The following is a 26,306-nucleotide window of genomic DNA, read 5'->3' on the forward strand; positions in this document are numbered from 1 at the left end:
GCCAGCTTCGCCTTGACCTCGTCGATGGACTTCGCACCGAAGTTGCGGATGTCCAGCAGGTCGGCCTCGGAGCGGGCGACGAGCTCACCCACGGAGTGGATGCCCTCGCGCTTGAGGCAGTTGTACGACCGAACGGTGAGCTCCAGCTCCTCGATCGGCAGCGCCATGTCGGCGGCCAGGGCGGCGTCCGTCGGGGACGGGCCCATGTCGATGCCCTCGGCGTCGATGTTCAGCTCGCGGGCGAGACCGAACAGCTCGACCAGGGTCTTGCCCGCGGAGGCCACGGCGTCACGCGGACGCATCGCCTGCTTGGTCTCGACGTCGACGATCAGCTTGTCGAAGTCGGTGCGCTGCTCGACACGGGTCGCCTCGACCTTGTACGTGACCTTCAGCACCGGCGAGTAGATCGAGTCGACCGGGATCCGGCCGATCTCCTGGCCCACCTGCTTGTTCTGCACGGCGGAGACGTAGCCGCGACCGCGCTCGACGGTCAGCTCCATCTCCAGCTTGCCCTTGCCGTTGAGCACGGCGAGGACGAGGTCGGGGTTGTGCACCTCGACACCGGCCGGCGGCGCGATGTCGGCGGCGGTGACCAGACCCGGGCCCTGCTTGCGCAGGTACATCACGACCGGCTCGTCGTGCTCGGAGGAGACGACCAGCTGCTTGATGTTGAGGATCAGGTCGGTGACGTCCTCCTTGACGCCCGGCACGGTGGTGAACTCGTGCAGGACGCCGTCGATGCGGATGGACGTGACCGCCGCACCCGGGATCGAGGACAGGAGGGTGCGGCGCAGGGAGTTGCCGAGGGTGTAGCCGAAGCCCGGCTCCAGCGGCTCGATCACGAACCGGGAACGGAACTCGTCGACGACCTCTTCGGTCAGTGACGGTCGCTGAGCGATCAGCATGTGTGGATCAGATCCTTCAGTCGTGGGCGCCCGCTATATGACGCCCGACCAGGCCGCACCGGACGAGGTGCGGTATTGCAAGGGTACGGGCGGTACGGCCCGTCTACGGACCGTACCGCCCGGACACCCACTGCCGTGGAGCGGCGAACGCGTCGGACGCGGCGGCGCTTCGGCGGACGGCAGCCGTGCTGCGAAATCGTGGGGGGCGACCCCCACACCCCCAGCAGGAAGCCGGACCGCCGAGGCCGGACGTCAGACGCGGCGGCGCTTCGGCGGACGGCAGCCGTTGTGCGGGGTCGGGGTGACGTCCTGGATGGAGCCGACCTCGAGACCGGTCGCCTGCAGCGAACGGATGGCGGTCTCACGGCCGGAGCCCGGACCCTTGACGAACACGTCGACCTTGCGCATGCCGTGCTCCTGGGCGCGGCGGGCGGCCGACTCGGCGGCCATCTGCGCGGCGAACGGCGTGGACTTCCGGGAGCCCTTGAAGCCGACGTGGCCGGCGGAGGCCCAGGAGATCACGTTGCCGGACGGGTCGGTGATCGAAACGATGGTGTTGTTGAACGTGCTCTTGATGTGGGCGTGGCCGTGAGCGACGTTCTTCTTTTCCTTGCGGCGCACCTTCTTGGCAGCGCCCTGACGTCCCTTGGGGGGCATGTCTGAAACTCCTGTGGGAGGTGGTCGGTCCTACAGCGAAGACCGCTGGACGGCGAGTGTCGCTGCGGACTACTTCTTGCCCGGCTTCTTCTTGCCGGCGATGGCGCGACGCGGGCCCTTGCGGGTACGGGCGTTGGTGCTGGTGCGCTGACCGCGGACGGGCAGACCGCGGCGGTGCCGCAGACCCTGGTAGCAGCCGATCTCGACCTTGCGGCGGATGTCGGCCTGGATCTCGCGACGGAGGTCACCCTCGGTCTTGATGTTGTTGTCGACGTACTCGCGGATCGCGACGAGCTGCTCTTCGGTCAGCTCGCGGACGCGGGTGTTCGGGTCGATGCCGGTGGCGGCCAGCGTCTGCTGGGAAAGGGTCCGGCCGATGCCGAACACGTAGGTGAGGGCGACCTCCACGCGCTTTTCGCGCGGGATGTCAACACCGGAAACGCGTGCCATTCAATGGCTCCAGTTGATCTTCGGAGGTCTTCCACAGGGCCGACTCCCAGCCCGCCGTACCAGGTACGGACCAGGTCCCCGGCCTCCGAACCGGGGGTGTCGAGCGGAGATCTCCACTCGGGCCCTGCGTATGAACATATTCAGCTCGCGTCGCGCGAATCCCTGCGATGGTGATGCAGAGGGTGCGGTCGGTCGTGCGTCAGCCCTGGCGCTGCTTGTGGCGCGGGTTGTCGCAGATGACCATGACCCGGCCGTGACGGCGGATCACCCTGCACTTGTCGCAGATCTTCTTGACGCTCGGCTTGACCTTCATGGGGTGAGGTTCTCCGGGTCAGTGCCACCATCCCGCCGGAGCGGAATGCGCACCCCGCAGGTGCGGGGCACGGGCAGATCTACTTGTACCGGTAGACGATCCGGCCACGCGTCAGGTCGTACGGAGACAGCTCCACCACGACCCGGTCGTCAGGGAGGATGCGGATGTAGTGCATGCGCATCTTGCCGCTGATGTGTGCCAGGACCTGGTGGCCGTTCTGGAGCTCGACCTTGAACATGGCGTTCGGCAGAGACTCGACGACAGTGCCCTCGATCTCGATGGCACCTTGCTTCTTGGCCACGCTTCGCCCTTCGAATCGACTACCTTGATCGACTCTCGCCGCACCGTGTCCTGCGCGCAGGCATACGGGTGCACAAGAGCCGACGAGTCAGTCTACGTCAGCGCTCCACGAAACACGAATCGAGAAAGCCTGCCCCACGCCGGAGATCCTTATGCCAGAGGATCCGGCGCCACCGTGATGCCGGCCCGTCCTTGACGCCGGCCGGCGTCAGGCCGGCGGGTCCGGGGCCGCCGTGATGCCGTACTCGGCCGGCTTCGCCCTGCCCCCGTCGGGGGCCGTCAGGACCAGAGGACCCTCGGACGTCAGGGCCACCGGGTGCTCCCAGTGGGAGGACCAGGTGCCGTCCGTCGTGATGACCGTCCAGTCGGCCAATCCTAGACGCCGCTCTCACGGGCTCGGCGCCAGGGGCGCCTCACAGGCTTCGAGCGGCTGCGCCGGCCTCCGGCCGACGGGCGTGGCCCCGGCCGGCGTCAGGCCAGCGGGTCCGGGGCCGCCGTGATGCCGTACTCGGCCAGCTTCGCCCTGCCCCCGTCGGGGGCCGTCAGGACCAGAGGACCCTCGGACGTCAGGGCCACCGAGTGCTCCCAGTGGGAGGACCAGGTGCCGTCCGTCGTGATGACCGTCCAGTCGTCCTCGAGGACCTGGGTCTTCGGGGTGCCGAGGGAGACCATCGGCTCGATGGCCAGGCAGAAGCCGGGGACCAGCTTGGGGCCCTTGCCGCGGCGGCGGTCGACGTAGTTCAGCAGGTGCGGGTCCATGTGCATCTCGGTGCCGATGCCGTGGCCGCCGTAGTCCTCGATGATCCCGTAACGGCCGCCGCCCGGCTTCGGCTGGCGGCGGATGTACGTCTCGATGGCCCGCGAGACGTCGACGAGGCGGTTGCCCTGCTTCATCGCCGCGATGCCGGCCCACATCGACTCCTCGGTCACCCGGGAGAGCTCGACCAGCTCCGGGGCGTGACCGGACCCCACGAAGGCGGTGTAGGCCGCGTCGCCGTGCCAGCCGTCGATGATCGCGCCGCAGTCGATGGAGATGATGTCGCCGTCCTTGAGGACGACGTCGTCGGAGGGGATGCCGTGGACGACGACCTCGTTCACGGAGGTGCAGATCGTCGCCGGGAAGCCGCCGTAGCCGAGGAAGTTCGGCTTGGCGTTGTGCTCCGCGAGCACCTTGCGCGCCACCCGGTCCAGGTCCTTGGTGGTCGCCCCGGGCACGGCCGCCTCCCGGGTGGCCGCGTGGATCGCGGCGACGACCAGCCCCGCCGCACGCATCTTGGCGATCTGCTCGGGGGACTTGATCTGCACCATGGGGACTACGGCCTTTCTCGGACCGGAAGCAGGACGGACACCTTCAACAATACGGGTGGGCGCGGCAGCGCCCCGCAAGCGCGGGCGGGTACACCCACCCCCACAGCACAGCCGCGGCCCCTCGCAGAGGAACCGCGGCTGCAACCGACGTAGAGAACTACTTCGCGGCTAGCCGCGCTTCAGCGCACCCAGCGCCCGCTGCGTGATCTCGTCCACCGGGCCCAGCGAGGAGATCGTCACGACCAGCCCCTGCGCCTTGTAGTAGCCGATGATCGGCTCGGTCTGCGTGTGGTAGACCTCCAGCCGCTTGCGGACGGTCTCCTCCGAGTCGTCGTCCCGCTGGTACAGCTCCCCGCCGCAGACGTCGCAGACGCCCTGCTCCTTCGGCGGGCTGTACGTCACGTGGAAGACGTGCGCCGAGTCCTTCCGGCAGATCCGCCGCCCGGCGATCCGCTTGACGATCTCCTCCTCGGGCACCTCGAGGTCGAGGACCGCGTCCAGCTTGATGCCCTCGGTCTGCAGCAGCTCGTCCAGCGCCTCGGCCTGCGAGACGTTGCGCGGGAAGCCGTCCAGCAGGAAGCCGCCCTCGGCGTCCGGCTGCTCCATTCGGTCCTTGGCCATGGCGATGGTGACCTCGTCGGGCACCAGGTTGCCGGCGTCCATGTAGGACTTCGCGAGCTTGCCGAGGTCCGTCTGCCGGCTGATGTTGGCGCGGAACAGGTCACCCGTCGAGATGTGCGGAACGCGCAGCTTCTCGGCTAGGCGTGTGGCCTGTGTTCCTTTGCCGGCACCCGGCGGTCCGACGAGGACGATTCGCATCAGCGGAGGAACCCTTCGTAATTGCGCTGCTGGAGTTGGCTCTCGATCTGCTTCACCGTCTCGAGACCGACACCCACGATGATCAGGATGCTGGTCCCGCCGAAGGGGAAGTTCTGGTTTGCGCCGAACCCGACCAACGCCATTGTCGGTACGAGAGCGATCAGTCCCAGATACAGCGAACCCGGCCAGGTGATCCGGTTGAGTACGTACGAGAGGTACTCAGCGGTCGGCCGGCCAGCCCGGATGCCCGGGATGAAGCCACCATACTTCTTCATGTTGTCCGCGACTTCTTCGGGGTTGAAGGAGATCGCCACGTAGAAGAACGCGAAGAACACGATGAGCAAGAAGTACAGAGTGATGTAAATCGGGTGATCGCCCTTCACCAGGTTCTGCTGGATCCAGGTCTTCCACCCCGAGTTGCCTCCGGAGAACTGGGCGACCAGTGCCGGAATGTAGAGCAGCGAAGAAGCGAAGATGACGGGGATCACACCCGCCTGGTTCACCTTGAGCGGGATGTATGTCGACGTACCACCGTAGGAACGGCGGCCGATCATGCGCTTGGCGTACTGCACCGGAATGCGGCGCTGGGCCTGCTCGACGAAGACGACCAGGCCGACCATGACCAGACCGACGAGAATGACCGTGCCGAATTCGATCCAGCCGTCGGCGAGCTTGCCCTGCTTCTTGATGGCCCACAGCGCGGACGGGAAGGTGGCGGCGATCGAGATGAACATCAGGATCGACATGCCGTTGCCGATACCGCGGTCGGTGATGAGCTCGCCCAGCCACATGACCACGGCCGTACCGGTGGTCATCACGATCACCATGACGATCGTGTTGTAGATCGACTGGTCCGGGACGATGTTGCCCGCGGCCGTGCACCCGGAGAACAGGGCACCGCTGCGGGCGGTGGCCACCAGGCCGGTGCCCTGCAGGACGGCGAGCGCCACCGTCAGGTAACGGGTGTACTGGGTGATCTTCGCCGTACCGGCCTGGCCCTCCTTCTTGAGGGCCTCCAGCCGCGGGATCACCACGGTCAGCAGCTGCAGAATGATGCTCGCCGTGATGTACGGCATGATGCCCAGCGCGAAGACCGTGATCTGCAACAATGCGCCGCCGCTGAACATGTTCACCAGGCCGAAGAGACCCTGGTTGCCCGAGGCCTCCTTCACACACTGCTGGACGGCCTGGTAGTTGACGCCGGGAATCGGGATGTGGGTACCGACTCGGTACACCACGATGATGCCGAGCGTGAAGAGCAGCTTCTTGCGCAGGTCGGGCGTCCTGAACGCCCGGGCGAAGCCGGTGAGCACGGTGCCTCCTGCGACCCCCGCGCAAGTGCGTCAAGGGTGACGGTCTTGAGGTTCAACGGAAAAGAACGGTGCAGGCCACCTTACCGGCGACACTGCCCCCCGTGGAACGACCAACCGGGGATACCTCATTGTGAGGTATCCCCGGTCGGGATCGTTCATGTCATCGAGACGCCCGCGGGTGTCAGACGAGCTCGGTGACGGTACCGCCGGCGGCGGTGATCTTCTCCTTGGCGGAGCCGGAGACGGCGTCGACCGTCACCTGCAGCGCCACGGAGACCTCGCCCTGGCCGAGGACCTTGACGAGGCTGTTCTTGCGAACGGCGCCCTTGGCCACCAGGTCCTCGACCGTGACCTCGCCGCCCTCGGGGTAGAGCGCGGCCAGCTTGTCGAGGTTCACGACCTGGTACTCGGTCTTGAACGGGTTCTTGAAGCCCTTCAGCTTCGGGAGGCGCATGTGCAGCGGCATCTGGCCGCCCTCGAAGCTCTCCGGAACCTGGTAGCGGGCCTTGGTGCCCTTGGTGCCACGACCGGCCGTCTTACCCTTCGACGCCTCACCACGACCGACACGGGTCTTGGCGGTCTTGGCGCCGGGGGCGGGACGGAGGTTGTGGATCTTCAGCGGGTTCTGCTCCGCCATGATCAGTCGACCTCCTCGACCGTCACGAGGTGGCGGACGGTGTGCACCATGCCGCGGAACTCGGGACGGTCCTCCTTGACGACCACGTCGCCGAGCTTCTTGAGCCCGAGCGTACGCAGGGTGTCGCGGTGGTTCTGCTTGCTGCCGATGTAGGACTTGACCTGCGTGATCTTGAGCTGCGCCATGATTACGCACCCGCCCCGGCACGTGCACGGAGCAGGGCCGCGGGGGCCACGTCCTCCAGCGGCAGACCGCGGCGGGCCGCGATCGCCTCGGGACGCTGCAGGCCCTTGAGGGCCTCCACGGTGGCGTGCACGATGTTGATCTGGTTGTCGGAGCCGAGCGACTTCGACAGCACGTCGTGGATACCGGCGCACTCGAGCACGGCGCGCACCGGACCACCGGCGATCACACCGGTACCGGGCGACGCGGGCTTGAGCAGCACGACGCCGGCAGCCTTCTCACCCTGGATCGGGTGCGGGATGGTGCCCTGGATCCGGGGGACCTTGAAGAAGTGCTTCTTGGCCTCCTCCACACCCTTGGCGATGGCGGCCGGCACCTCCTTGGCCTTGCCGTATCCGACACCCACGGTGCCGTCACCGTCGCCCACCACGACCAGCGCGGTGAAGCTGAAGCGACGACCACCCTTCACAACCTTGGCGACGCGGTTGATCGCGACGACGCGCTCGACGTACGCGGTCTTCTCGGCGGCAGCTGCGCCGCCGTCACGGCCCTTCCGGTCCCGCCGCTCGCCGCCACCGGCACCGCCACCGCGGCGCTGGGGTCCAGCCATTGGAATTACCTCTCTCTGTTTCCGCTAGCTCGCAGCAACGATCAGTCGCTGCCGCGACGGGCGACTCAGAACTTCAGTCCGGCCTCGCGGGCGGCGTCCGCCAGGACGGCGATGCGCCCGGCGTACTGGTTGCCACCACGGTCGAACACGACGGCCTCGACACCGGCGGCCTTGGCGCGCTCGGCGACCAGGGCACCGACCTGCTTGGCCTGCGCGGACTTGTCGCCCTCGCCACCGCGGATCGAGCTGTCCAGGGTGGACGCCGACGCCAGGGTGTGACCCTTGAGGTCGTCGATCACCTGCGCCACGATGTGGCGGTTGGAGCGGGTCACGACCAGACGGGGGCGCTCCGCCGTACCGGAGACCTTCTTGCGGATCCGGATGTGGCGGCGCTTGATCGCGGCGCGCTTGTAGGCGTCGCCCTTGAGGATCTTCTGCCCGTATGCCATGGCTTACTTACCCGCCTTTCCGACCTTGCGGCGGATGACTTCACCCTCGTACTTGACGCCCTTGGCCTTGTACGGGTCGGGCTTGCGCAGCTTGCGGATGTTGGCCGCGATCTCGCCGACCTTCTGCTTGTCGATGCCCTCGACCTGGAAGCGGGTCGGGGTCTCCACCTTGAAGGTGATGCCCTCGGGCGCCTCGACGGTGATCGGGTGGCTGTAGCCGAGCGCGAACTCCAGGTTCGATCCCTTGGCCGTCACGCGGTAACCGACACCACTGATCTCGAGCTTCTTCACGTAACCCTGGGTCACGCCGGTGATCATGTTCGCCACCAGCGTGCGGGACAGGCCGTGCAGGGCCTTGTTCTGACGCTCGTCGTTGGGGCGGGTCACCTGCAGGGTGCCGTCCTCGCCCTTGACGATCTCGATCGGCGCGACGACGGTGTGGGTCAGCTCGCCCTTGGGGCCCTTGACCGAGACCGTACGGCCGTCGATGGTGACGTCCACGCCGGCGGGAACCGCGATGGGGAGCTTGCCGATGCGCGACATAGCTGTTTCCTCCGTTCCCTTCCGTTACCAGACGTAGGCGAGGACTTCCCCACCCACGCCCTTCTTGCCGGCCTGCTTGTCGGTGAGGAGCCCGTGGGACGTGGAGATGATCGCCACGCCGAGGCCGCCGAGCACCTTCGGCAGGTTGGTGGACTTCGCGTACACCCGGAGACCGGGCTTGGAGATCCGCTTGATGCCCGCGATGGAGCGCTCACGGTTCGGGCCGTACTTCAGCTCGAGAACGAGGTTCTTGCCGACCTCGGCGTCCTCGGTCTTCCAGCCCGTGATGAAGCCCTCCTGCTGGAGGATCTCCGCGATGTGGGACTTGATCTTGGACGCCGGCATCGTCACGGTGTCGTGGTACGCCGAGTTCGCGTTCCGCAGACGTGTGAGCATGTCTGCGATCGGATCAGTCATGGTCATGAATTGGCCTTCGGCCTCTCTCGCCGGGGTTTCCTGGTGCGCCATCCCTCTCCCCGATCCGAGACGGGACGGGTGCGGCGCGGTGGACCTACGGCGTAGTAAGTCGTACGGCACGGCAGGTGCCCAACCCCGCAAGCCTAAGGCATGCGGAGCGGGCCTCCTGCCGTCCCAGTTGCTTACCGAGAGTCCTGGGAGTCCGGAACAGCCCGGATTACCAGGAGCTCTTGGTCACGCCCGGCAGCTCGCCACGGTGAGCCATCTCACGAAGGCACACGCGGCACAGGCCGAACTTGCGGTACACGGAGTGCGGACGACCGCAGCGCTGGCAGCGGGTGTAGCCACGCACACCGAACTTGGGCTTGCGAGCAGCCTTCGCGATGAGAGACTTCTTCGCCATCTCGCTCACGCCTCCTTGAACGGGAAGCCGAGGTGACGGAGAAGGGCGCGGCCCTCTTCGTCGTTGGTCGCCGTGGTGACCACGGTGATGTCCATACCCCGGACACGGTCGATCTTGTCCTGGTCGATCTCGTGGAACATGACCTGCTCCGTGAGACCGAAGGTGTAGTTGCCACGGCCGTCGAACTGCTTGGGGGACAGGCCGCGGAAGTCGCGGATGCGCGGCAGCGCGAGCGACAGGGTGCGGTCCAGGAACTCCCACATGCGGTCGCCACGGAGCGTGACGTGGGCACCGATCGGCTGGCCCTCACGCAGCTTGAACTGCGCGATGGACTTACGGGCCTTGGTGACCGCCGGCTTCTGGCCGGTGATCGTGGTGAGGTCGCGGATGGCGCCCTCGATCAGCTTGGAGTCGCGGGCGGCGTCGCCCACACCCATGTTGACCACGATCTTGACGAGGCCCGGAACCTGCATGACGTTCTCGTACTTGAACTCGTCACGCAGCTTCTGGACGATCTCGCCCCTGTACTTCTGCTTCAGACGCGGAGTCACGGTGGTGGTCGTCATCAGATGTCCTCACCCGTCCGCTTGGCAACGCGGATCTTGTTGCCCTTGTCGTCGAAGCGGTAACCGACGCGGGTCACGACCTTCTCGCCGTCCTTCTCCACGACCAGCTGGACGTTGGAGACGTGGATCGGCGCCTCGGTGGTGACGATGCCGCCGGCCTGGGAACCGCGGGCGGTCGGACCGGCCTTGGTGTGCTTCTTGACCCGGTTGACACCCTCGACCAGGACACGCTCGTCGCGCGGGTAAGCGGCGATGACCTTGCCCTGCTTGCCCTTGTCCTTGCCGGTGATGACCTGGACCAGGTCGCCCTTCTTGATCTTCATGCTCACAGCACCTCCGGCGCGAGGGAGATGATCTTCATGAACTTCTTCTCGCGCAGCTCACGGCCCACGGGGCCGAAGATACGGGTGCCACGAGGGTCGCCGTCGTTCTTGAGAATGACGGCGGCGTTCTCGTCGAAGCGGATGTACGAGCCGTCCGGACGGCGGCGCTCCTTGACGGTGCGAACGATGACCGCCTTGACGACGTCACCCTTCTTCACGTTGCCACCGGGGATCGCGTCCTTGACGGTGGCGACGATGACGTCACCGATGCCCGCGTAGCGGCGACCGGAGCCACCGAGCACACGGATGCAAAGGATTTCCTTCGCCCCCGTGTTGTCGGCGACACGCAGTCGCGACTCCTGCTGGATCACGTCTATCTCCTGATCGTCTGCCGGTTCCCTCCGGGCGTTGGCCCGGAGAGCCTGGCGGAACTGTCCTGCGGGTCGATCCCGCAGGAATTACTTGTACCTCTGGCAGGCGTAAACCCACGCCGGGGGCTGCACACCGCGTGGTGGAGCCCCCAGCGGGGGTCAGCGGGGGCGGGGCCCCCGCTTCTTTACTTCGCCTTCTCGAGGATCTCGACGACGCGCCAGCGCTTCGTCGCGGACAGCGGCCGGGTCTCCATCAGGAGGACACGGTCGCCGACGCCCGCGGCGTTCTGCTCGTCGTGCGCCTTGAGCTTCTCGGTACGGCGGATGACCTTGCCGTACAGCGCGTGCTTGACGCGGTCCTCGACGGCGACGACGACGGTCTTGTCCATCTTGTCGCTGACGACCAGACCCTCACGGGTCTTGCGGAAGCTACGCTGCTCCGTCTTGTTCTCAGTCACGTTGCTCTCGCTCATCAGGCGCTCTCCACCGTTTCGATGCCCAGCTCACGCTCGCGCATCAGGGTGTAGATCCGCGCGATGTCCTTGCGGACCGCCTTCAGACGGCCGTGGTTCTCGAGCTGACCGGTCGCCGCCTGGAAGCGGAGGTTGAACAGCTCTTCCTTGGCCTCGCGGAGCTTGCCCAGAAGCTCCTCGTTGCCCAGCTCGCGCAGCTCGGACGCCTTGGTACCGGCCGACATCACGCTTCACCTGCCTCGCGCTTGACGATCCGGCACTTCATCGGCAGCTTGTGGGCCGCACGAGTCAGCGCCTCACGGGCGATCTTCTCGTTGGGGTACGACAGCTCGAACATCACGCGTCCGGGCTTGACGTTCGCGATCCACCACTCCGGAGAACCCTTACCGGAACCCATGCGGGTCTCGGCCGGCTTCTTGGTGAGGGGACGGTCCGGGTAGATGTTGATCCAGACCTTGCCGCCGCGCTTGATGTGGCGGGTCATCGCGATACGAGCCGCCTCGATCTGGCGGTTCGTCACGTAGGCCGGGGTCAGCGCCTGGATGCCGTACTCGCCGAACGCAACCTGCGTTCCACCCTTGGACATACCGTTGCGCTTCGGGTGGTGCTGCTTGCGGTGCTTGACCCTACGGGGGATCAGCATGTCGGTCAGGCCTCCGTTCCGGTGCTCTCAGCCGGAGCAGAGGCGGCCGGAGCCTCGGCCTTGGGGGCCTCGGCGGCCGGAGCCGACTGCTGCTGCGGCTTGCGACCGCGCCGCTCGCCACCGCGGCCACCACGGGCCGGGCGGTCGGCGCCACCACGGGCCGGGCGGTTGCCGGCGCGGGCAGCGGCGTTCTCGGCGCGGACCTCGGCGATGTTCTTGACGTCGCCCTTGTAGATCCAGACCTTCACACCGATGCGGCCGAAGGTCGTCTTGGCCTCGAAGAAGCCGTAGTCCACGTTCGCGCGGAGCGTGTGCAGGGGCACGCGGCCCTCGCGGTAGAACTCCGAGCGGGACATCTCGGCGCCGCCGAGGCGGCCACCGCACTGGATCTTGATGCCCTTGGCGCCGGCCTTCATCGCCGACTGCATGCTCTTGCGCATGGCACGGCGGAAGGAGACGCGGGAGGAGAGCTGCTCGGCAACGGCCTGGGCCACCAGCTGAGCGTCGGTCTCGGGGTTCTTGACCTCGAGGATGTTCAGCTGGACCTGCTTGCCCGTGAGCTTCTCGAGGTCGCCGCGGATGCGGTCGGCCTCGGCGCCACGGCGGCCGATGACGATGCCCGGACGCGCGGTGTGGATGTCCACGCGGACACGGTCACGGGTGCGCTCGATCTCCACCTTGGAGATGCCGGCGCGCTCCATGCCGGACGTCATCATCCGACGGATGGCGACGTCTTCCTTGACGTAGTCCTTGTAGAGCTTGTCGGCGTACCAACGCGACTTGAAGTCGGTCGTGACACCGAGCCGGAACCCGTGCGGGTTTACCTTCTGGCCCATTACCGGGTTCCTTCCTTGCTGCTGACGACCACGGTGATGTGGCTGGTCCGCTTGCGGATCCGGTAGGCGCGGCCCTGAGCACGCGGACGGAACCGCTTCAGGGTCGGGCCCTCGTCGACGTACGCCTCGGAGATGAAGAGGCTGTCGGCGTCGGTGTGGTCGTAGTTGTGCGCGGCGTTGGCGATGGCGCTGTCCAGCACCTTGCCGACCGGCACGGAGGCTGCCTGCGGAGCGAATCGCAGGACGGCCTGGGCCTCCGTGGCGTCCATGCCACGGATGAGGTCCACCACGCGGCGGGCCTTCATGGGCGTGACGCGGATGTACCGCGCCTGGGCCCTGGCTTCCATGGTTGTCCCTTCAGTTACTTACGTGTCTGAATGCGATCCGCTTAGCGGCGCTTCGACTTCCGGTCGTCCTTGACGTGACCCCGGAACGTGCGGGTCGGCGCGAACTCGCCGAGCTTGTGGCCGACCATCGACTCGGTGACGAACACCGGGATGTGGGTCTTGCCGTTGTGCACCGCGATCGTGTGGCCGAGCATGGCCGGGACGATCATCGAGCGACGGGACCAGGTCTTGATGACGTTCTTGGTGCCGGCTTCGTTCTGCGTGTCCACCTTCTTGCTCAGGTGGTCGTCGACGAAGGGCCCCTTCTTCAAGCTACGAGGCATCTCAACCCGTCCTTAACGCTTCTTGTTCGTCTTGCGGCGGCGGACGATGTACTTGTTCGACGCCTTCTTGGGCGAACGAGTACGGCCTTCCTTCTTGCCCCACGGGGACACCGGGTGGCGTCCACCGGAGGTACGGCCCTCACCACCACCGTGCGGGTGGTCCACCGGGTTCATGACCACACCACGCACGCTCGGGCGGACGCCCAGCCAGCGCTTGCGGCCGGCCTTGCCCCAGTTGATGTTCGACTGCTCGGCGTTGCCGACCTCGCCGATGGTGGCGCGGCAGCGGACGTCGACCAGGCGGATCTCACCGGACGGCATGCGGAGGTGGGCCATCGAGCCCTCCTTCGCCAGCAGCTGCACGGAGGCACCGGCCGAACGGGCGATCTTGGCGCCGCCACCGGGGCGGAGCTCGATCCCGTGGATCGTGGTACCGACCGGCATGTTGCGCAGGGCCATGTTGTTGCCCGGCTTGATGTCGGCCCCGGGACCGTTCTCGACGCGGTCGCCCTGCTGCAGGCCGCGCGGCGCGATGATGTAGCGCTTCTCGCCGTCGGCGTAGTGCAGCAGCGCGATGTGCGCGGTGCGGTTGGGGTCGTACTCGATGTGCGCGACCTTCGCCGGCACGCCGTCCTTGTCGTGACGGCGGAAGTCGATCACGCGGTAGGCGCGCTTGTGGCCACCACCCTGGTGGCGGACGGTCACACGACCCGAGTTGTTACGGCCACCCTTGCTGTGCAGGGGGCGGACCAGCGACTTCTCCGGCGTGGACCGCGTGATCTCGACGAAGTCGGCGACGCTGGCGCCACGACGGCCAGGAGTCGTCGGCTTGTACTTGCGGATACCCATTGTCTCTCAGTCCTCGGAAATGATCCGGACTATCTGGACGCTCCGAACCGCCGTCAGGCGGTCGGACCGCCGAAGATGTCGATACGGTCGCCCTCGGCGAGGGTCACGATCGCGCGCTTGGTGGCGGCACGCTGGCCGAAACCGGTCTTGGTCCGCTTGCGCTTGCCCTGGCGGTTGATCGTGTTGACCCCGGTGACCTTGACCTCGAAGACCGCCTGGACGGCCTCCTTGATCTGGGTCTTGTTGGCACGCGGGTCGACGACGAACGTGTACTTGTTCTCGTCGAGGAGCGCGTAGCTCTTCTCCGAGACGACCGGCTTGATCAGGACGTCACGGGGGTCCGTGTACGACTTGCTCAGCGGGGTCTCGACGGTGTTCTTGCCCTCGGTGGCGTGGCGGCGCGCCTTGGCGACACGCGCGGCCTTGGCGGCCTTGGCCGCCTTGGAGGCGATGCTCGGGTGACGCGTAGCCATCAGGCCTCGCTCCCTTCGTTGTCGTTGGCCTTGTTCGGGCCGGCGACGAAGGACTCGAAAGCGGCCTTGGTGAAGACCACGTCGTCCGAGACGAGAACGTCGTACGTGTTCAGCTGGCCCGGCTCCAGGATGTGCACCTGGGGCAGGTTGCGGGCGGACAGCCACGCGGCCTCGTCGGAGCGGTCGACGACGAGCAGCAGGTTCTTACGCTCGCTGATCTTGCCGAACAGGCTCTTGGCGGCCTTGGTGGAGGGGGTCTCGCCCTCGATCACGCCGGTGACGACGTGGATGCGGTTGTGGCGGGCCCGGTCGGTGAGGGCGTGGCGCAGGGCCGCGGCCTTCATCTTCTTCGGGGTCCGCTGCGAGTAGTCGCGCGGCTGCGGGCCGTGGACGACGCCACCGCCGGCGAACTGCGGCGCGCGGACCGAGCCCTGACGGGCGCGGCCGGTGCCCTTCTGGCGGTACGGCTTGCGGCCACCGCCACGGACCTCGCCGCGGGTCTTGGTCTTGTGGGTGCCCTGACGGGCGGCGGCCAGCTGCGCGACGACGACCTGGTGGATCAGCGGGATGCTGACCTTCTCGACGCCGAAGAACTCCGCGGGGAGCTCGACGCTACCGGCCTTCTCGCCTGCCGGCGAAAGGATGTCAACAGTGCTCATCGGTTACCTCAGGCCCCCTTGGCCGCGGTGCGGACCAGGACGAGGCCGCCGTTCGGACCGGGAACCGCGCCCTTGATGAGCAGCAGACCCTTCTCCGCGTCAACGGCGTGGACGGTCAGGTTCTGGGTGGTGACCCGCTCGTTGCCCATGCGGCCCGCCATGCGCTGGCCCTTGAACACACGACCCGGGGTGGCGCAGCCGCCGATGGAGCCGGGCGCGCGGTGCACACGCTTGGCACCGTGACCGGCGCCCATGCCACCGAAGTTGTGGCGCTTCATGACACCGGCGAAGCCCTTGCCCTTGCTCGTGCCGGTGACGTCGACCTTGACCCCGGCCTCGAACACCTCGGCGGTGACCTCCTGGCCGAGGGTGTACTCGGCGGCGTCCGCGGTGCGGATCTCGACGAGGTGGCGACGGGGGGTGACGTCGGCCTTCGCGAAGTGGCCCTTGAGGGGCTTGTTCACCTTGCGCGGGTCGATCTCGCCGAAGGCGAGCTGGACGGACTCGTAGCCGTCGACGTCGTTCGTACGGACCTGGGTGACGACGTTCGGCCCGGCCTTGACGACGGTGACCGGGACGACACGGTTGTTCTCGTCCCAGACCTGCGTCATACCGAGCTTCTCACCCAGGATGCCCTTGATCTGCTTAGCCATCTCTCAGATCACCGCGCCTCAGAGCTTGATCTCGATGTCGACACCGGCCGGGAGGTCGAGTCGCATCAGAGAGTCAACGGTCTTGGGGGTCGGGTCGAGGATGTCGATCAGGCGCTTGTGCGTGCGCATCTCGAAGTGCTCGCGCGAGTCCTTGTACTTGTGCGGCGACTTGATGACGCAGTACACGTTCTTCTCAGTGGGCAGCGGCACCGGGCCCGCGACCGACGCACCAGTGCGGGTCACCGTCTCGACGATCTTCTTCGCCGAGGAGTCGATGACCTCGTGGTCGTAGGCCTTGAGCCGGATGCGGATCTTCTGTCCCGCCATGGCTACTCCGTAGTCCTGTCTCTTCTCACGCTCTGGAACCCGGTGTTCCCTTGCTTTCCTCCGACCCACGCGGTCGGGCGTGTCGCGGTCCCGCTGACACAGATGTCCCTTGTCTCGAACACCCCTGCGGGATTGCGCACGGCCTACCACCACCGCGAGCCGGGGGCTGAAGACCCACCGGGCGCCTGGCCGGCGTCGTACCCACACTTCCCGGAAGATTCCCGTACGTCCGCCCCAGCGCTGCCGTGAGGCAGTTAGGACGACGAGTACCGTGGGACTCGCTTCCGGTCCTCCCGGCGGGAGGCGCGCGACATCAACACTCGACCGAGCAACTCGGACAGTCTGCCACAGAGGACAGCGCGGAAGCCAATCGGGCGGAAGAGAGTACCCCGGGGGCGGCACCGGTCAAACCCTGGAGACACGGGGCGGCATCCGCCGGTATGCTGGCATACATGAAGCGGACCACCGTCAAGATCGACGAGGCCCTGGACGCCAGGATGCGTCATGAGGCGGCCCGGCGCGGCATGACGGTCTCCGCATGGACGCGGGAGGCCATCGCGGCCCATCTGCCGGGCGGAGAAGACCACGGCGGAGCGGCACCGCGCCGCGTCTTCGGTTCCGCGGGCGCGGGCGACAGCGGCCGCAGCGACATCTCCGAGCGCATGGAGGAGTTGCTGGCCGGGCTCGCCGAGGGACGGGACATACTCGCCGAGGAGGAAGGCACCGCCGGACGACGGCTCAGCGCGTGAGCGCCCTGATCGTCGACGCGGGCCCCCTTTACGCCCTGCTCGACCGCCGCGACGCCTGGCACACGGCGTGCCGCCGCCTACTGGAGTCGCATCCCGGCCCCCTGCTGGTGCCCACCCTCGTCATCGCCGAAGTGGCCCACCTGGCCGAGCGGCGTCTGGGGCCACGTGCCGAGCTGCTGCTCGCCCAGGACTTCGCCGAGGGCCTGTTCACGGTCGAGCCCGTCCACCCCGGAGACTGGCTCCGCATCGCCGAGCTGACCGCTCGCTACGCCGACCTCCCCCTGGGCATGGTGGATGCCTCGGTGATCGCCTGCGCCGAGCGCCTCGGGGTCGCCGAGGTGGCCACGGTCGACCGCAAGCACTTCGGCACCGTACGCCCGACGCACGTTCCGTCGTTCACGCTGCTGCCCTGAGCTCGCGCGGGAAACACGGCGGGAACGGCGACCGCCGCCCGGAGGACACCCCATGAACCACGGTCCGCTGGGAGATCACAGACGTCGACCGGGCGCGCGAGGGGTACCAGGAAGCCCACCGCGCCCGCCTGCCCGGCAAAGCCGCCCGTGACCGTCGCACCGCCCGGCCGCGGCGGCCGGGCGGTCCCTGTGTCGCCTCCGGGTTGTCGGTCAACCGGAGGCGACGTGCTTGGAGCGGACTCTGCCGTTGGCCACGCGACGGTCCCTGCGACGTCTCCTCATCGACCCCAGGTACGCGGCCGTGGACATGACGACGACGGTGACGGTGATGCACAGCACCAGCAGGTCGAAAGTCCCCAGCCTGGTCATGGCGAAGGTCATGCCCGCGAGCACCGCGCACACGCCCAGGCCCTTGAGAGTGTTCATCTCTTCCCTGTTCTGCTTCCGGTACTTACTGCCACGCCGATACGCGGGTCACGTAGGACTTCACGATGGAGGAGATGAGCCAGTAGGCCCGCACCACCGTGTACACCAGTTCGGGAACCAGCAGGGCTTCGACGAGCATCGCCTTCCAGCCGAGGTTCCGTACGCGGAGTGCGGGATAGACGACCCAGAAGCCGAACAGCGCCCACAGCCAGTACTGATGGTGGAAACCGTTCGCGGCGAGCCGGACGAGCTGTCCGGAACCCCACCCCACGATGTAGGTGAAGCCGATGAGGCCCATGACGAGGGTGGCGATGGAGTGCCAGGTGAATTTCGTCAGGCCGCGCCTGCGCAGGGTGTCCACGGTCCCGCGGCTCCACCGCTCACGCTGCTGGATCAGCTCACGCAGCGTGGGCATGAGGTCGGTGTAGGCGATGCAGAGCTGGTTGGCCGTGACCTTCCACCCGGACTCCTTGAGGGCCAGCGTGGTCTCGTAGTCCTCGACCAGGTTCCTGTGGTCCTCCCAGAAGACCTCGCCCCGCCAGTCGATCAGGTCCTGCAGGGCCTCGGCCCGGTAGAAGGAGCCGGCTCCCGACATGGTGTGGACATCGCTGCGGTACCGCGCGTTGGCGGCGCGGCCGTACTCGATGATCTGCATGCCGAGGAGGTACCGCTGCCAGGGGTTGCGCCACAGGTCGGTGCGGCCGAGGCAGGCGGCGCTGACCCCGCCGATTTCCGGGTCGGACGCGATCACGTTGCGGGCCCGCTCGATGAACCTCGGGTGCAGTTCGGTGTCGGCGTCCATGACGAGGACGTGCCGTACCCGGTTGCTCAGCCGGCCGCCGACGGCCTCGCGCAGCCAGCGAAGGCCGTAGTTGAGGGCGCCCGCCTTCTTGTGCGGGTTGTTGTCGAAGGTCAGCACGACCGTCGGGGGCGTGCGCTCGTCGTCGGCGAATCCGCGCGCGTACTCCTCGGTGCGGTCGGTCGAGTTGTTGACCACCACGACGATGAGATCGGGCCGCCGGGTCTGCGCGGCCAGCGACTTCAGCGACATGAGGACCCCGACCTCCTCGTTCCGCGCCGGAACGAGGACGACCGTCTCGTAGACCACCTCCCCCTGTCCCGCCCCGCCCTGCGCGACGCGGCCTCTGCGATGTCTGCTGCTCGGGGCGCGCTGCGGCTCAACACGCGCACGACGCCCAGTAGTACCGGCCATCGAAGATTCCCCACCCCAAAGGTCCTGCACACAACGAACACATTGTGTTGATCAAGTGAAAGTCCCCCGGAAGGTATCGCACCCGACCCCATCGGCCCATACGCGCGCAACGGAACATCACTGCCACTTCAACCACGCGGGCGCCACGAAGGAGGTACCTCATGCCCCTTTCGTAGAGAAAAGTGACGGCAATTCGGGCACTTGCACCCCATAAGGCACACGGACGACACGGATTGAGAGTGAGGCAAAACACAGAGTGAGAGAGGGGTGAAGTTGAACCGTGGAGCATCTTCACAAAGCCGACTACGATGCGGCATTGATGATCAGTCATGGTTCCGGTGCACGACGCGTGCCCTCCGCCGCACGTCGGCGGTCCAGCGGAAAGCTGCCGTGAGTCACCGCCTACGCGCCCGCCCTCGCCGCGCACGCAAAGCGGCGACAGCCGCCCTCCTCGTAAGCGTTCTCGCCACAGGCGGCGCTCTGCTCCATTTCGCGTGGCGGTCCGGCGATGCCGGTCCCCCCGCGCTCACGGTCCGCCACCGGGCCGGTGTCACGGCCGCCGAGACCACCGTGGCGAAGCCATGGCTGGAGGTCATCAACACGTCCCGGGAGACGGTGGAGCTGAAGGACGTGACGCTGCGGTACTACTACACGCCGGACGGCGACTCCGCGTACCGCTCCAACTGCGTCCAGACCTCTCTCGGCTGCTCGAACATCACCTGGACGACCGGTCCGGCAGCCGGTCCTGACACCGGCCACTACCTCCAGATCGGCTTCACCGCGGCGGCGGGCAGCCTGGCACCCGGCAAGTCCAGCGAAGGCATCGGACTCCAGCTCTACCGCGTCGACCGCAAGAAGCTGAACCAGGTGGACGACTACTCGTTCACAGCCGAGAACACCACGTACACACCGTCGAAGCTCGTGACCGCGCACCTGCGTGGCGCAGTCGTCTGGGGAGAGGGGCCGGACAGCGGCGGCCCCGCCTCCGTCCCGCCGCCGGAGCCGGCCGTGGCCGCACCGCCCGCGGGGATCCTCTTCGACGACTTCGACTACACCGGTCCCGGCGACCCCGCGCTCTCCGCCAACGGCTGGGAGGCCCGCAACGATGAAGGCGGTCCCGGGATCAAGGGCACCTGGTCGAGGAGCGGCATCAGCTTCCCCGCCGGGGAAAAGGACGAAGGCCAGGCCCTCCGGCTGCGGGCCGGCACGGACGGAACGCCGCAGGGCACGCGGCAGGCGGAGTTCCGACGCACCGAGCCGACCGTGTTCACCGGCACCCTCGCCGCCCGGGTGTACTTCAGCGACAAGCCGAGGAGCGGCAGTGACGGCGACCACGTCACCCAGTCCTTCTTCACCATCTCCCCCGATCACACGTCGTCGAAGTACAGCGAACTCGACTACGAATACCTGCCCAACGGCGGATGGGGCCGGCTGGGGCCCCTGCTCGACACCACGAGCTGGCACGACAGCGAGAACAACGACCGGGTCACCAGCTCCCACGCCGTGAAGCTCGGCGGCTGGCACACCCTGATGATCACAGCGGTCGACGGGTCGACCACCTACTCCGTGGACGACCGCGTCCTGTTCACCAGCGGCAGCGGCCACTTCCCGCGCGAGCGCATGAGCGTCAACTTCAGCGCGTGGTTCATCGACCTGCCTTTCAAGGGGCCGCGCAGCTGGGACATGCGGGTCGACTGGCTCTACTACCAGGCCGACCGGGCCGTGTCCGCGAAAGACGTCCAGAAGGCGGTGGCCGGCCTCACGGCCGACGGGACCCACTACGTGAACACCCTGCCCAGGTCCTGACCCGGAGCGTCCCGGAAGCCGGACGCCCGGCAGGCGCCACTTCCGACATGACGCGGGGCGTTTCCCGGGCTTGCCGGGCTTGCCGGACTGACCGCCTGCGGCCGGTCCTGGCGTCACCGTCCCGATCGACCGTTCGCAGAGAGCCCTTTCTGGTGATCTCGGGGGCCGGGTCCGACCGGGTGGACCGCTCACATCATCGGGTGATCAGCACCTCGCCGCGAACCTTTTACGCCCTTTTGTGTTGATCTTGTGGCTAATCTCGGGCTGGTCCGCAGAAGCGCACCACCACGCCACCCCCACGAGAGGACGCCCATGGCCACCGCCACCCTCGACCCGATCGCCGTGAAGCTGGACGCGATGTTCAGCGCCACCGACAGCGACCACGACGGCTACGTCGACTGGAGCGACTACCAGCGGCTCATCGACCGCTACCTGAGCGCCTACAAGATCGACAAGAACGACCGCAGGGCGCACGCGCTGACGGCCATGTACCAGATGTACTGGATGGAGCTGCTGCGCCACGCGGACGGCACCCACCGCCTGGACAAGGAGCAGTACCGTTACGCGAACCGTGCGGCGAGCGTCGACGCGAGCCGCTTCAACATGGTCGAAGGCCTCTCGCACGCCGTCTTCGACATCATGGACATCGACGGCGACGGAACCATCAGCAAGGACGAGTTCCAGCGGTACCTGAAGGTGTGGGACATCACCGCCCCGGACGCCATGGAGGCGTTCCACGAGATGGACATCGACGGCGACGGATCCATCAGCCGGCACGAGTTCATCCGCGCGGTCAGGGAGTTCTTCTACTCCCCGGACCTGAACTCCCCGGGCAGCCTGCTCTTCGGGCACCTCGGCCGGTGACACGGATACGGAGTGCGGCCGGAGCCACGGACGGTGACTGCGGCCGCACTCCTCCGTCCCGTCGCCGGACAGGTCGGTGATCTCCACGCCGGGGTCGGGCGCCGAAGGCGCAGGAGCACACGCCACGGACACTCGGGGGACGGAATAACGGCATCCGACGCACACGACACCGGGGAGACACCCGGGGAGGCGGCACCCGGGGACGGGAACCGTGAGCACGACAAGGCGCTCCGGGACGCGGACCGCATGGACAAGTGGTCGATCGCCTGGACACTGGTCGCGCTGCTGATGTGGGGCGTCTTCGCCATGCTGATGCTCGCCTCGGAGAGCCCCGGCGCCTCGGGCTCCCCCTACGGCCGGGCCCCCGCCCTCGACGATCCCTGGCCGAAGGTCGTGGAGGTGCAGCGGGACCTCGCGAGGATCGGCCGTCATCGCGGCCCTTCCCCCATGGACATCCTGATCGCCCTCACCGCCGAGCAACAGCACCTGACCGTTCTCCATGTCGACGACGACTTCGCGGCCATCGCCAAGGTGAGACCGGGCATCCCCATGGTCCGGGGCGAAGCACGAAGCAACCGACCCAGTACGTTCAGCGCGAACAATCGCACACACGCGTCGGCCCCCGGCCGGGAGTGACGATCCCGTCCGAGGGCCTGGCCACCGAGGAAGGTCATGGCTTCCTGGTGGGTACCCGCGATCCTGGCGTGCCCCCCGCACGCCCGGTCAGCCGTTGCCGCGGGCGAACCCCGCTCCCGGGCGATCCCACGCCCCGCCCGTGTGCCCGTACCGCGTTCGCCTCGACGCGGCCGCAGCCGACGTAACACCGCGTCCGGGCGCAAGGCGGGTCGCCCGCCCGGCGGTGTCGTGCGTCAGGCGGTGGCGCCGGCGTCCGTGGCCCTGCGTCGGCGGACTGCGTAGACCGTGCCGACACCGGCGCAGACCGCGAGGCCGCCGGCCAGGACGATGGCGGGGAGGGCGGAACCGGCGCCGGTCTCGGCCAGGTGGCCGTTCGGGGTCATCCCGTTGCCGGCGGGGACGGCGGCGGTGGGCGTCAGCGGGTTGTCGTTCCTGCCGCCCTGGGGCTCGGTCCCGGGCTCGGGCTCGGTCCCGGAACCGGTCCCGGGCTCGGGCTCGGGCTCGGTCCCGGGCGGGTTGCCTGTGTCGGTGCCGGCCGCCCAGATGGTGAACTCGGTGTCGATGTCGGTTTCGTTCGTGTAGCAGTAGCCGCCGTTTTCGTTGTCGTACCGGCCGAAGGAGTTCATGAGGCCAGTTCCGGTCGGGGCGTCGTCGGCCACGCTCAGGCGCATGTCGATGCTCAAGGACTCGTGGGCCGCGACATCAACGGTGGTGAAGGTGCCGCCGCCCCACTGGTCCAGTTCGATGCCCGACCACTTTCCAGTGGCCGGGTCCATGTACTGGAAGGTGACGTACTTGTACTCGGCCCCATAAGACCCGAAGTCGACTTTTGTCCTGACATTGATGAAGAGTTTGAGGTTCTTGATGTTCTGATCGCTGTGGTTGATCACGTGGTAGGCGAAGGGATGGAACCCGCTGCCGGCGACGACCTCCATTGGCCGGTCGCCCGGGTAGGTGTACAGCTTGTCGTTGGTCTGGTAGGGGCCGCACCAGTTACCGGTTGGCTCCTCCTGGTCCTCCCGGCCGTCCGAGCCGGGCTTGGAGGGGTCCGGGGCAGCGTTCTCCCCGTCCTTGCCCGCGTTGTCCTCACCGGACGAGCCGCCGTGGCCCTCGCCGGTCGAACCGTCCGCGCCGGTACCGGCGTTCTCGTCGCCCTGGGGGGAAGCGTCGCCGGTCGAACCGCCTTGCTCACCGCCGGCCTTCTCGTCGCTGTCCCCGGCGGAGCCGGGCTCACCCGGGCCGGTGCTGTCGTTCGTGTTGTCGGGCGGGTTCGTGTCTCCCGTGGGCGGGGTCGGGTTCCCCTCGGTCGAAGAGGAATCGTCCTGAGCGGCGGTGGTGACGGTCGCCGTGCTCGCAGGTGAGGCGCCGTCCGTCGCGTACGCGCCTGGGGCTGCGAGAAGTACGGCGGGAGCCATGGCGACCGTCGCTGCTGCGAGAGTCAGAGAACGGCGGAGCTTCATGCTCACCTCTGTGGCATCAATGATCAATGTGATGCAGGCATGACCACTCGCCTCGTCAAAGGGTTGTGCAACCTGCACGGTTTCCGTCCCGCGTGGCCGCAAGAGGCCGTCCCGACCGGCCCTGCCGGTTCGTGCCCGATGAGGCCGGCGCATCGCATACCGCGGTTCGGGCCCGCGTCCCGACCGGGGACCGGCTCCTCGCCGCCGTCCGGCGCCGCCTGGGCGACCAGGACGAGTTCGACCTGACCACGCCCGGGTGGCGTGCCTTCACCCGGCCCCGCGGCCAGGCACTGCCGGACTTCACGGCCGTACGCGAACCCCGCCTGCCGGAGGGGACGGCGGACTGGCTGGAGCGCGTCGTACTGGTCCACCGGCTGCGCGAGGTGTCGGCCCTGACCGGCTTCACCCGGACGGAGGCTCCCGAGTGGCTGCCCGACGCAGGAGACACAGACCCGTGCGGGAGCGCCGCTCAGCAGGACCGCCCCCACGGGTGCCGTGCGGAGCTCCGCGGCGAAGGCGTGTTCCTCGCCCTCGACGAGTCACGGCTCACCGAGTGGGAACGGCGAGAGGCGGTCCTCGTACGGGAACGCCTGCCCCGGGCGGCCCACGCGGACCGGTGCGCGGCCCGGTATCCGCTACGCGCCGCTGCACTGCCGCACACCCCGGCCCACGTCCTCGTCCGCCGGTTCGCCCTGGAGTACGGCTACGGCGCCTCCCGCATGGCGGAACGCGTCTCCGCAGGCTCCGGCCCGGACCCGATGAGCGGCATCCTCCTGTGGACGGCCGCCCCGGACAGTGAGGGAACGCTGGGCGGCCGGGTCTTCCCTCGGCCGCAGCGACCGGCTCGGCCCCCACGATCGCCCAGGCCCCGGAAGAGGCCCGGGGCCTGGGCAGCTCCGACCCGATGTGCGCCGAACACGATCCGCGCGTCCACGCCGAGCTGGTCGCCGCCGATCGCCACACCGCCCTGATCGGCGGCGCGAACCTCGCCGCCCGGGCGCTGGACGACGACATCGAACTCGGTGCGGTCCTCCACGGCCCCTCTGCGGTGGGGCCTGTGGTGGATCACTTCCGCCGGCTCATCACACCGGACAGCGGCCTCATGCGCCGCGTCCGGACCGGCCGCCCGGGACGGGGCGGGTGACCGGCCGCTGCCGCGGACCTCGACCGTCCGCGGCAGCGGCAGGAACGTCAGATCACGCCCTGCGCCAGCATCGCGTCGGCGACCCGCTCGAAGGCGGCGATGTTCGCGCCGGTGACGTAGTCACCGGGGGAGCCGTAGCGCTCGGCGGTCTCGTGGCAGGTGGTGTGGATGTCGCACATGATGAGGCCCAGCTCCCGCTCCACCTGGGCGGCCGTCCACGACGTACGGGAGTGGTTCTGGGCCATCTCCAGTGCGCTGACCGCCACCCCGCCCGCGTTCGCCGCCTTGCCGGGGCCGAAGGCGACCCCCGCGCGCTGGAGCAGGTGCACGGCCTCGGGCGTGGTCGGCATGTTCGCGCCCTCGGACACGGCCTTCACACCGTTGCGGATGAGCGTCTGGGCGTCCTTCTCGTCGAGCTCGTTCTGCGTCGCGGACGGCAGCGCGATGTCGGCCGGGACCTCCCAGACCCGCCCGCCGGGCACGAACCGCGCGGAGGAGCCGCGGCGCTCGGCGTACTGGCTGATCCGGCCGCGCTCGACCTCCTTGACCTGCTTCAGCAGCCCGACGTCGATGCCCTTCTCGTCGATCACGTACCCGCTGGAGTCGGAGCAGGTCAGCGGGTTGGCGCCGAGGGCGAGCAGCTTCTCGATGGTGTAGATCGCGACGTTCCCGGAGCCGGAGACGACCGCCGTCTGGCCGTCCAGCTCCTCACCGCGCTCGCGCAGCATCGCCTCCGTGAACAGCACGTTCCCGTAGCCGGTCGCCTCGGGCCTGATCAGGGAGCCGCCCCAGTGGGCGCCCTTGCCGGTGAGCACGCCGGCCTCCCAGCGGTTGGTGATCCGCCGGTACTGGCCGAACAGGTAGCCGATCTCGCGGGTGCCGACGCCGATGTCACCGGCGGGCACGTCGGTGTGCTCGCCGATGTGCCGGTACAGCTCCGTCATGAACGACTGGCAGAACCGCATGACCTCCGCGTCGCTGCGCCCGTGCGGGTCGAAGTCGCTGCCGCCCTTGCCGCCGCCGATGCCGAGCCCGGTCAGCGCGTTCTTGAAGACCTGCTCGAAGCCGAGGAACTTGATGATGCCGAGGTTCACGGACGTGTGGAAGCGCAGACCGCCCTTGTACGGGCCGAGCGCGCTGTTGAACTCCACCCGGAACCCGCGGTTGACGTGTACCCGCCCCCGGTCGTCCTGCCAGGGCACCCGGAAGATGATCTGCCGCTCCGGCTCGCACAACCGCTCGACAAGCCCCGCCTCGGCATACTCCGGCCGGGCCGCGAGCACCGGCCCCAGCGTCTCCAGGACCTCGTGAGCGGCCTGGTGGAACTCGGGCTGGGCAGGGTTGCGGTACTCGATCTCGGCGAGCAGGGAGGCGAGCGAGGCCTTCGTGTCGAGTCGCGTCACGGCGGACCCCTTTCTGGCACAACTGCCGGTACGAACCGGCGA

Annotated in this window: 39 protein-coding genes and 1 pseudogene; 6 read left to right on the top strand and 34 right to left on the bottom strand. The window is 68.0% G+C overall.

Annotated features, from left to right (window positions below):
• The 30 genes and pseudogenes from RH94_RS29845 to rpsJ all read right to left on the bottom strand — a co-directional run.
• A partial coding sequence (locus tag RH94_RS29845) for a DNA-directed RNA polymerase subunit alpha (RefSeq protein WP_073948233.1) occupies positions 1–905 on the bottom strand: 905 nt, incomplete at its 3' end.
• 252 nt (positions 906–1,157) lie between these two features.
• On the bottom strand, positions 1,158–1,562 hold the full coding sequence (rpsK, locus tag RH94_RS29850) for a 30S ribosomal protein S11 (RefSeq protein ID WP_003956432.1): 405 nt from the start codon (positions 1,560–1,562) through the stop codon (positions 1,158–1,160).
• A gap of 69 nt (positions 1,563–1,631) precedes the next feature.
• Positions 1,632–2,012 (bottom strand): 30S ribosomal protein S13, encoded by a 381-nt coding sequence (gene rpsM / locus RH94_RS29855; RefSeq protein WP_073951475.1) that lies wholly within the window; start codon positions 2,010–2,012, stop codon positions 1,632–1,634.
• Between the two features lie 199 nt (positions 2,013–2,211).
• Entirely contained in the window at positions 2,212–2,325 is a 114-nt protein-coding gene (rpmJ, locus tag RH94_RS29860) for a 50S ribosomal protein L36 (protein ID WP_003974245.1), read from the bottom strand.
• A 79-nt stretch (positions 2,326–2,404) separates the two neighbouring features.
• Positions 2,405–2,626, bottom strand: coding sequence for a translation initiation factor IF-1 (gene infA / locus RH94_RS29865; RefSeq protein WP_003948620.1), 222 nt, complete (start codon positions 2,624–2,626; stop codon positions 2,405–2,407).
• Positions 2,627–2,833: 207 nt separating this feature from the next.
• A pseudogene (locus tag RH94_RS40005) lies at positions 2,834–2,992 on the bottom strand (type I methionyl aminopeptidase); the annotation flags it as partial.
• Between the two features lie 104 nt (positions 2,993–3,096).
• Positions 3,097–3,933, bottom strand: a complete 837-nt coding sequence (gene map, locus RH94_RS29870; RefSeq protein WP_073951476.1) for a type I methionyl aminopeptidase — start codon at positions 3,931–3,933, stop codon at positions 3,097–3,099.
• A 168-nt stretch (positions 3,934–4,101) separates the two neighbouring features.
• Positions 4,102–4,752, bottom strand: a complete 651-nt coding sequence (locus RH94_RS29875) for an adenylate kinase (protein ID WP_073951477.1) — start codon at positions 4,750–4,752, stop codon at positions 4,102–4,104.
• On the bottom strand, positions 4,752–6,065 hold the full coding sequence (gene secY / locus RH94_RS29880; RefSeq protein ID WP_073951478.1) for a preprotein translocase subunit SecY: 1,314 nt from the start codon (positions 6,063–6,065) through the stop codon (positions 4,752–4,754). Before secY ends, RH94_RS29875 begins: the two co-directional genes overlap by 1 nt.
• Before the next feature lie 181 nt (positions 6,066–6,246).
• On the bottom strand, positions 6,247–6,702 hold the full coding sequence (gene rplO / locus RH94_RS29885) for a 50S ribosomal protein L15 (RefSeq protein ID WP_073951479.1): 456 nt from the start codon (positions 6,700–6,702) through the stop codon (positions 6,247–6,249).
• A 2-nt stretch (positions 6,703–6,704) separates the two neighbouring features.
• A complete protein-coding gene (rpmD, locus tag RH94_RS29890; protein ID WP_073951480.1) occupies positions 6,705–6,887 on the bottom strand; it encodes a 50S ribosomal protein L30 in 183 nt (60 codons plus the stop codon).
• A 2-nt stretch (positions 6,888–6,889) separates the two neighbouring features.
• The gene (gene rpsE / locus RH94_RS29895) at positions 6,890–7,495 is read right to left on the bottom strand and encodes a 30S ribosomal protein S5 (RefSeq protein ID WP_073951481.1); all 606 of its coding nucleotides are present in this window, start codon (positions 7,493–7,495) and stop codon (positions 6,890–6,892) included.
• Positions 7,496–7,560: 65 nt separating this feature from the next.
• Positions 7,561–7,944 (bottom strand): 50S ribosomal protein L18, encoded by a 384-nt coding sequence (rplR, locus tag RH94_RS29900; protein WP_073951482.1) that lies wholly within the window; start codon positions 7,942–7,944, stop codon positions 7,561–7,563.
• A gap of 3 nt (positions 7,945–7,947) precedes the next feature.
• Positions 7,948–8,487 carry a 50S ribosomal protein L6 gene (rplF, locus tag RH94_RS29905; protein ID WP_073951483.1) on the bottom strand — a complete coding sequence of 180 codons (540 nt, stop codon included), beginning with the start codon at positions 8,485–8,487 and terminating at the stop codon, positions 7,948–7,950.
• Positions 8,488–8,511: 24 nt separating this feature from the next.
• Complete coding sequence (rpsH, locus tag RH94_RS29910) at positions 8,512–8,910, bottom strand: 30S ribosomal protein S8 (RefSeq protein ID WP_073951484.1); 399 nt, start codon at positions 8,908–8,910, stop codon at positions 8,512–8,514.
• A gap of 211 nt (positions 8,911–9,121) precedes the next feature.
• Positions 9,122–9,307, bottom strand: coding sequence for a type Z 30S ribosomal protein S14 (locus RH94_RS29920; protein WP_024491590.1), 186 nt, complete (start codon positions 9,305–9,307; stop codon positions 9,122–9,124).
• Between the two features lie 5 nt (positions 9,308–9,312).
• Positions 9,313–9,873: a 50S ribosomal protein L5 gene (gene rplE, locus RH94_RS29925; RefSeq protein WP_073951485.1), complete on the bottom strand. Its 561-nt coding sequence runs from the start codon at positions 9,871–9,873 to the stop codon at positions 9,313–9,315.
• Positions 9,873–10,196 carry a 50S ribosomal protein L24 gene (gene rplX, locus RH94_RS29930; protein WP_073951486.1) on the bottom strand — a complete coding sequence of 108 codons (324 nt, stop codon included), beginning with the start codon at positions 10,194–10,196 and terminating at the stop codon, positions 9,873–9,875. The genes rplE and rplX overlap by 1 nt, the downstream gene beginning before the upstream one ends.
• Before the next feature lie 2 nt (positions 10,197–10,198).
• On the bottom strand, positions 10,199–10,567 hold the full coding sequence (gene rplN, locus RH94_RS29935; protein WP_003998823.1) for a 50S ribosomal protein L14: 369 nt from the start codon (positions 10,565–10,567) through the stop codon (positions 10,199–10,201).
• Between the two features lie 185 nt (positions 10,568–10,752).
• Positions 10,753–11,040 carry a 30S ribosomal protein S17 gene (gene rpsQ / locus RH94_RS29940; RefSeq protein ID WP_073951487.1) on the bottom strand — a complete coding sequence of 96 codons (288 nt, stop codon included), beginning with the start codon at positions 11,038–11,040 and terminating at the stop codon, positions 10,753–10,755.
• Positions 11,040–11,264, bottom strand: coding sequence for a 50S ribosomal protein L29 (rpmC, locus tag RH94_RS29945; protein WP_030174543.1), 225 nt, complete (start codon positions 11,262–11,264; stop codon positions 11,040–11,042). The genes rpsQ and rpmC overlap by 1 nt, the downstream gene beginning before the upstream one ends.
• A complete protein-coding gene (rplP, locus tag RH94_RS29950; RefSeq protein WP_009190136.1) occupies positions 11,264–11,683 on the bottom strand; it encodes a 50S ribosomal protein L16 in 420 nt (139 codons plus the stop codon). Before rplP ends, rpmC begins: the two co-directional genes overlap by 1 nt.
• A 5-nt stretch (positions 11,684–11,688) precedes the next feature.
• On the bottom strand, positions 11,689–12,519 hold the full coding sequence (gene rpsC / locus RH94_RS29955; RefSeq protein WP_073951488.1) for a 30S ribosomal protein S3: 831 nt from the start codon (positions 12,517–12,519) through the stop codon (positions 11,689–11,691).
• The gene (gene rplV / locus RH94_RS29960; RefSeq protein ID WP_003974262.1) at positions 12,519–12,866 is read right to left on the bottom strand and encodes a 50S ribosomal protein L22; all 348 of its coding nucleotides are present in this window, start codon (positions 12,864–12,866) and stop codon (positions 12,519–12,521) included. Before rplV ends, rpsC begins: the two co-directional genes overlap by 1 nt.
• Before the next feature lie 41 nt (positions 12,867–12,907).
• Complete coding sequence (gene rpsS, locus RH94_RS29965; protein ID WP_073951489.1) at positions 12,908–13,189, bottom strand: 30S ribosomal protein S19; 282 nt, start codon at positions 13,187–13,189, stop codon at positions 12,908–12,910.
• A gap of 12 nt (positions 13,190–13,201) precedes the next feature.
• The gene (gene rplB, locus RH94_RS29970; protein WP_073951490.1) at positions 13,202–14,038 is read right to left on the bottom strand and encodes a 50S ribosomal protein L2; all 837 of its coding nucleotides are present in this window, start codon (positions 14,036–14,038) and stop codon (positions 13,202–13,204) included.
• Positions 14,039–14,091: 53 nt separating this feature from the next.
• On the bottom strand, positions 14,092–14,511 hold the full coding sequence (rplW, locus tag RH94_RS29975; RefSeq protein WP_073951491.1) for a 50S ribosomal protein L23: 420 nt from the start codon (positions 14,509–14,511) through the stop codon (positions 14,092–14,094).
• Positions 14,511–15,170 carry a 50S ribosomal protein L4 gene (gene rplD, locus RH94_RS29980; protein ID WP_073951492.1) on the bottom strand — a complete coding sequence of 220 codons (660 nt, stop codon included), beginning with the start codon at positions 15,168–15,170 and terminating at the stop codon, positions 14,511–14,513. Before rplD ends, rplW begins: the two co-directional genes overlap by 1 nt.
• Before the next feature lie 8 nt (positions 15,171–15,178).
• A complete protein-coding gene (rplC, locus tag RH94_RS29985) occupies positions 15,179–15,823 on the bottom strand; it encodes a 50S ribosomal protein L3 (RefSeq protein ID WP_073951493.1) in 645 nt (214 codons plus the stop codon).
• Between the two features lie 18 nt (positions 15,824–15,841).
• Positions 15,842–16,150, bottom strand: coding sequence for a 30S ribosomal protein S10 (gene rpsJ, locus RH94_RS29990; protein ID WP_003948644.1), 309 nt, complete (start codon positions 16,148–16,150; stop codon positions 15,842–15,844).
• A gap of 452 nt (positions 16,151–16,602) precedes the next feature.
• Between rpsJ and RH94_RS29995 the strand changes: the two genes are divergently transcribed.
• Together RH94_RS29995 and RH94_RS30000 are read left to right on the top strand one after the other, a co-directional pair.
• Positions 16,603–16,899 carry a ribbon-helix-helix domain-containing protein gene (locus RH94_RS29995; protein ID WP_234426139.1) on the top strand — a complete coding sequence of 99 codons (297 nt, stop codon included), beginning with the start codon at positions 16,603–16,605 and terminating at the stop codon, positions 16,897–16,899.
• A complete protein-coding gene (locus tag RH94_RS30000; RefSeq protein ID WP_073951495.1) occupies positions 16,896–17,312 on the top strand; it encodes a type II toxin-antitoxin system VapC family toxin in 417 nt (138 codons plus the stop codon). The genes RH94_RS29995 and RH94_RS30000 overlap by 4 nt, the downstream gene beginning before the upstream one ends.
• Positions 17,313–17,522: 210 nt before the next feature.
• Here the strand turns inward: RH94_RS30000 and RH94_RS30010 are convergent, their stop codons facing one another.
• Entirely contained in the window at positions 17,523–17,738 is a 216-nt protein-coding gene (locus RH94_RS30010; protein ID WP_073951496.1) for a hypothetical protein, read from the bottom strand.
• A gap of 25 nt (positions 17,739–17,763) precedes the next feature.
• Positions 17,764–18,846, bottom strand: coding sequence for a glycosyltransferase family 2 protein (locus RH94_RS30015; RefSeq protein ID WP_073951497.1), 1,083 nt, complete (start codon positions 18,844–18,846; stop codon positions 17,764–17,766).
• Between the two features lie 495 nt (positions 18,847–19,341).
• On the opposite strand from RH94_RS30015, the gene RH94_RS30020 reads away from it, so the two are divergent.
• The 3 genes from RH94_RS30020 to RH94_RS45015 all read left to right on the top strand — a co-directional run bounded on the left by RH94_RS30020 (position 19,342) and on the right by RH94_RS45015 (position 22,257).
• Positions 19,342–20,757: a cellulose binding domain-containing protein gene (locus tag RH94_RS30020; RefSeq protein WP_073951498.1), complete on the top strand. Its 1,416-nt coding sequence runs from the start codon at positions 19,342–19,344 to the stop codon at positions 20,755–20,757.
• Between the two features lie 312 nt (positions 20,758–21,069).
• Complete coding sequence (locus tag RH94_RS30025; protein ID WP_073951499.1) at positions 21,070–21,621, top strand: EF-hand domain-containing protein; 552 nt, start codon at positions 21,070–21,072, stop codon at positions 21,619–21,621.
• Positions 21,622–21,867: 246 nt separating this feature from the next.
• A complete protein-coding gene (locus RH94_RS45015; RefSeq protein WP_234426141.1) occupies positions 21,868–22,257 on the top strand; it encodes a PIN domain-containing protein in 390 nt (129 codons plus the stop codon).
• A 233-nt stretch (positions 22,258–22,490) separates the two neighbouring features.
• Here the strand turns inward: RH94_RS45015 and RH94_RS30035 are convergent, their stop codons facing one another.
• Positions 22,491–23,723 (bottom strand): hypothetical protein, encoded by a 1,233-nt coding sequence (locus tag RH94_RS30035; RefSeq protein ID WP_143204096.1) that lies wholly within the window; start codon positions 23,721–23,723, stop codon positions 22,491–22,493.
• Between the two features lie 125 nt (positions 23,724–23,848).
• On the opposite strand from RH94_RS30035, the gene RH94_RS30040 reads away from it, so the two are divergent.
• Positions 23,849–24,688 (top strand): DUF1998 domain-containing protein, encoded by an 840-nt coding sequence (locus RH94_RS30040; RefSeq protein ID WP_073951501.1) that lies wholly within the window; start codon positions 23,849–23,851, stop codon positions 24,686–24,688.
• Positions 24,689–24,908: 220 nt separating this feature from the next.
• On the opposite strand, the gene gdhA is transcribed toward RH94_RS30040, so the two are convergent.
• Positions 24,909–26,264, bottom strand: coding sequence for an NADP-specific glutamate dehydrogenase (gene gdhA, locus RH94_RS30050; protein WP_073951503.1), 1,356 nt, complete (start codon positions 26,262–26,264; stop codon positions 24,909–24,911).
• Between the last annotated feature and the right edge of the window lie 42 nt (positions 26,265–26,306).

It is taken from the genome of Streptomyces kebangsaanensis (genome assembly GCF_001906585.1).
Lineage (GTDB): Bacteria > Actinomycetota > Actinomycetes > Streptomycetales > Streptomycetaceae > Streptomyces > Streptomyces kebangsaanensis.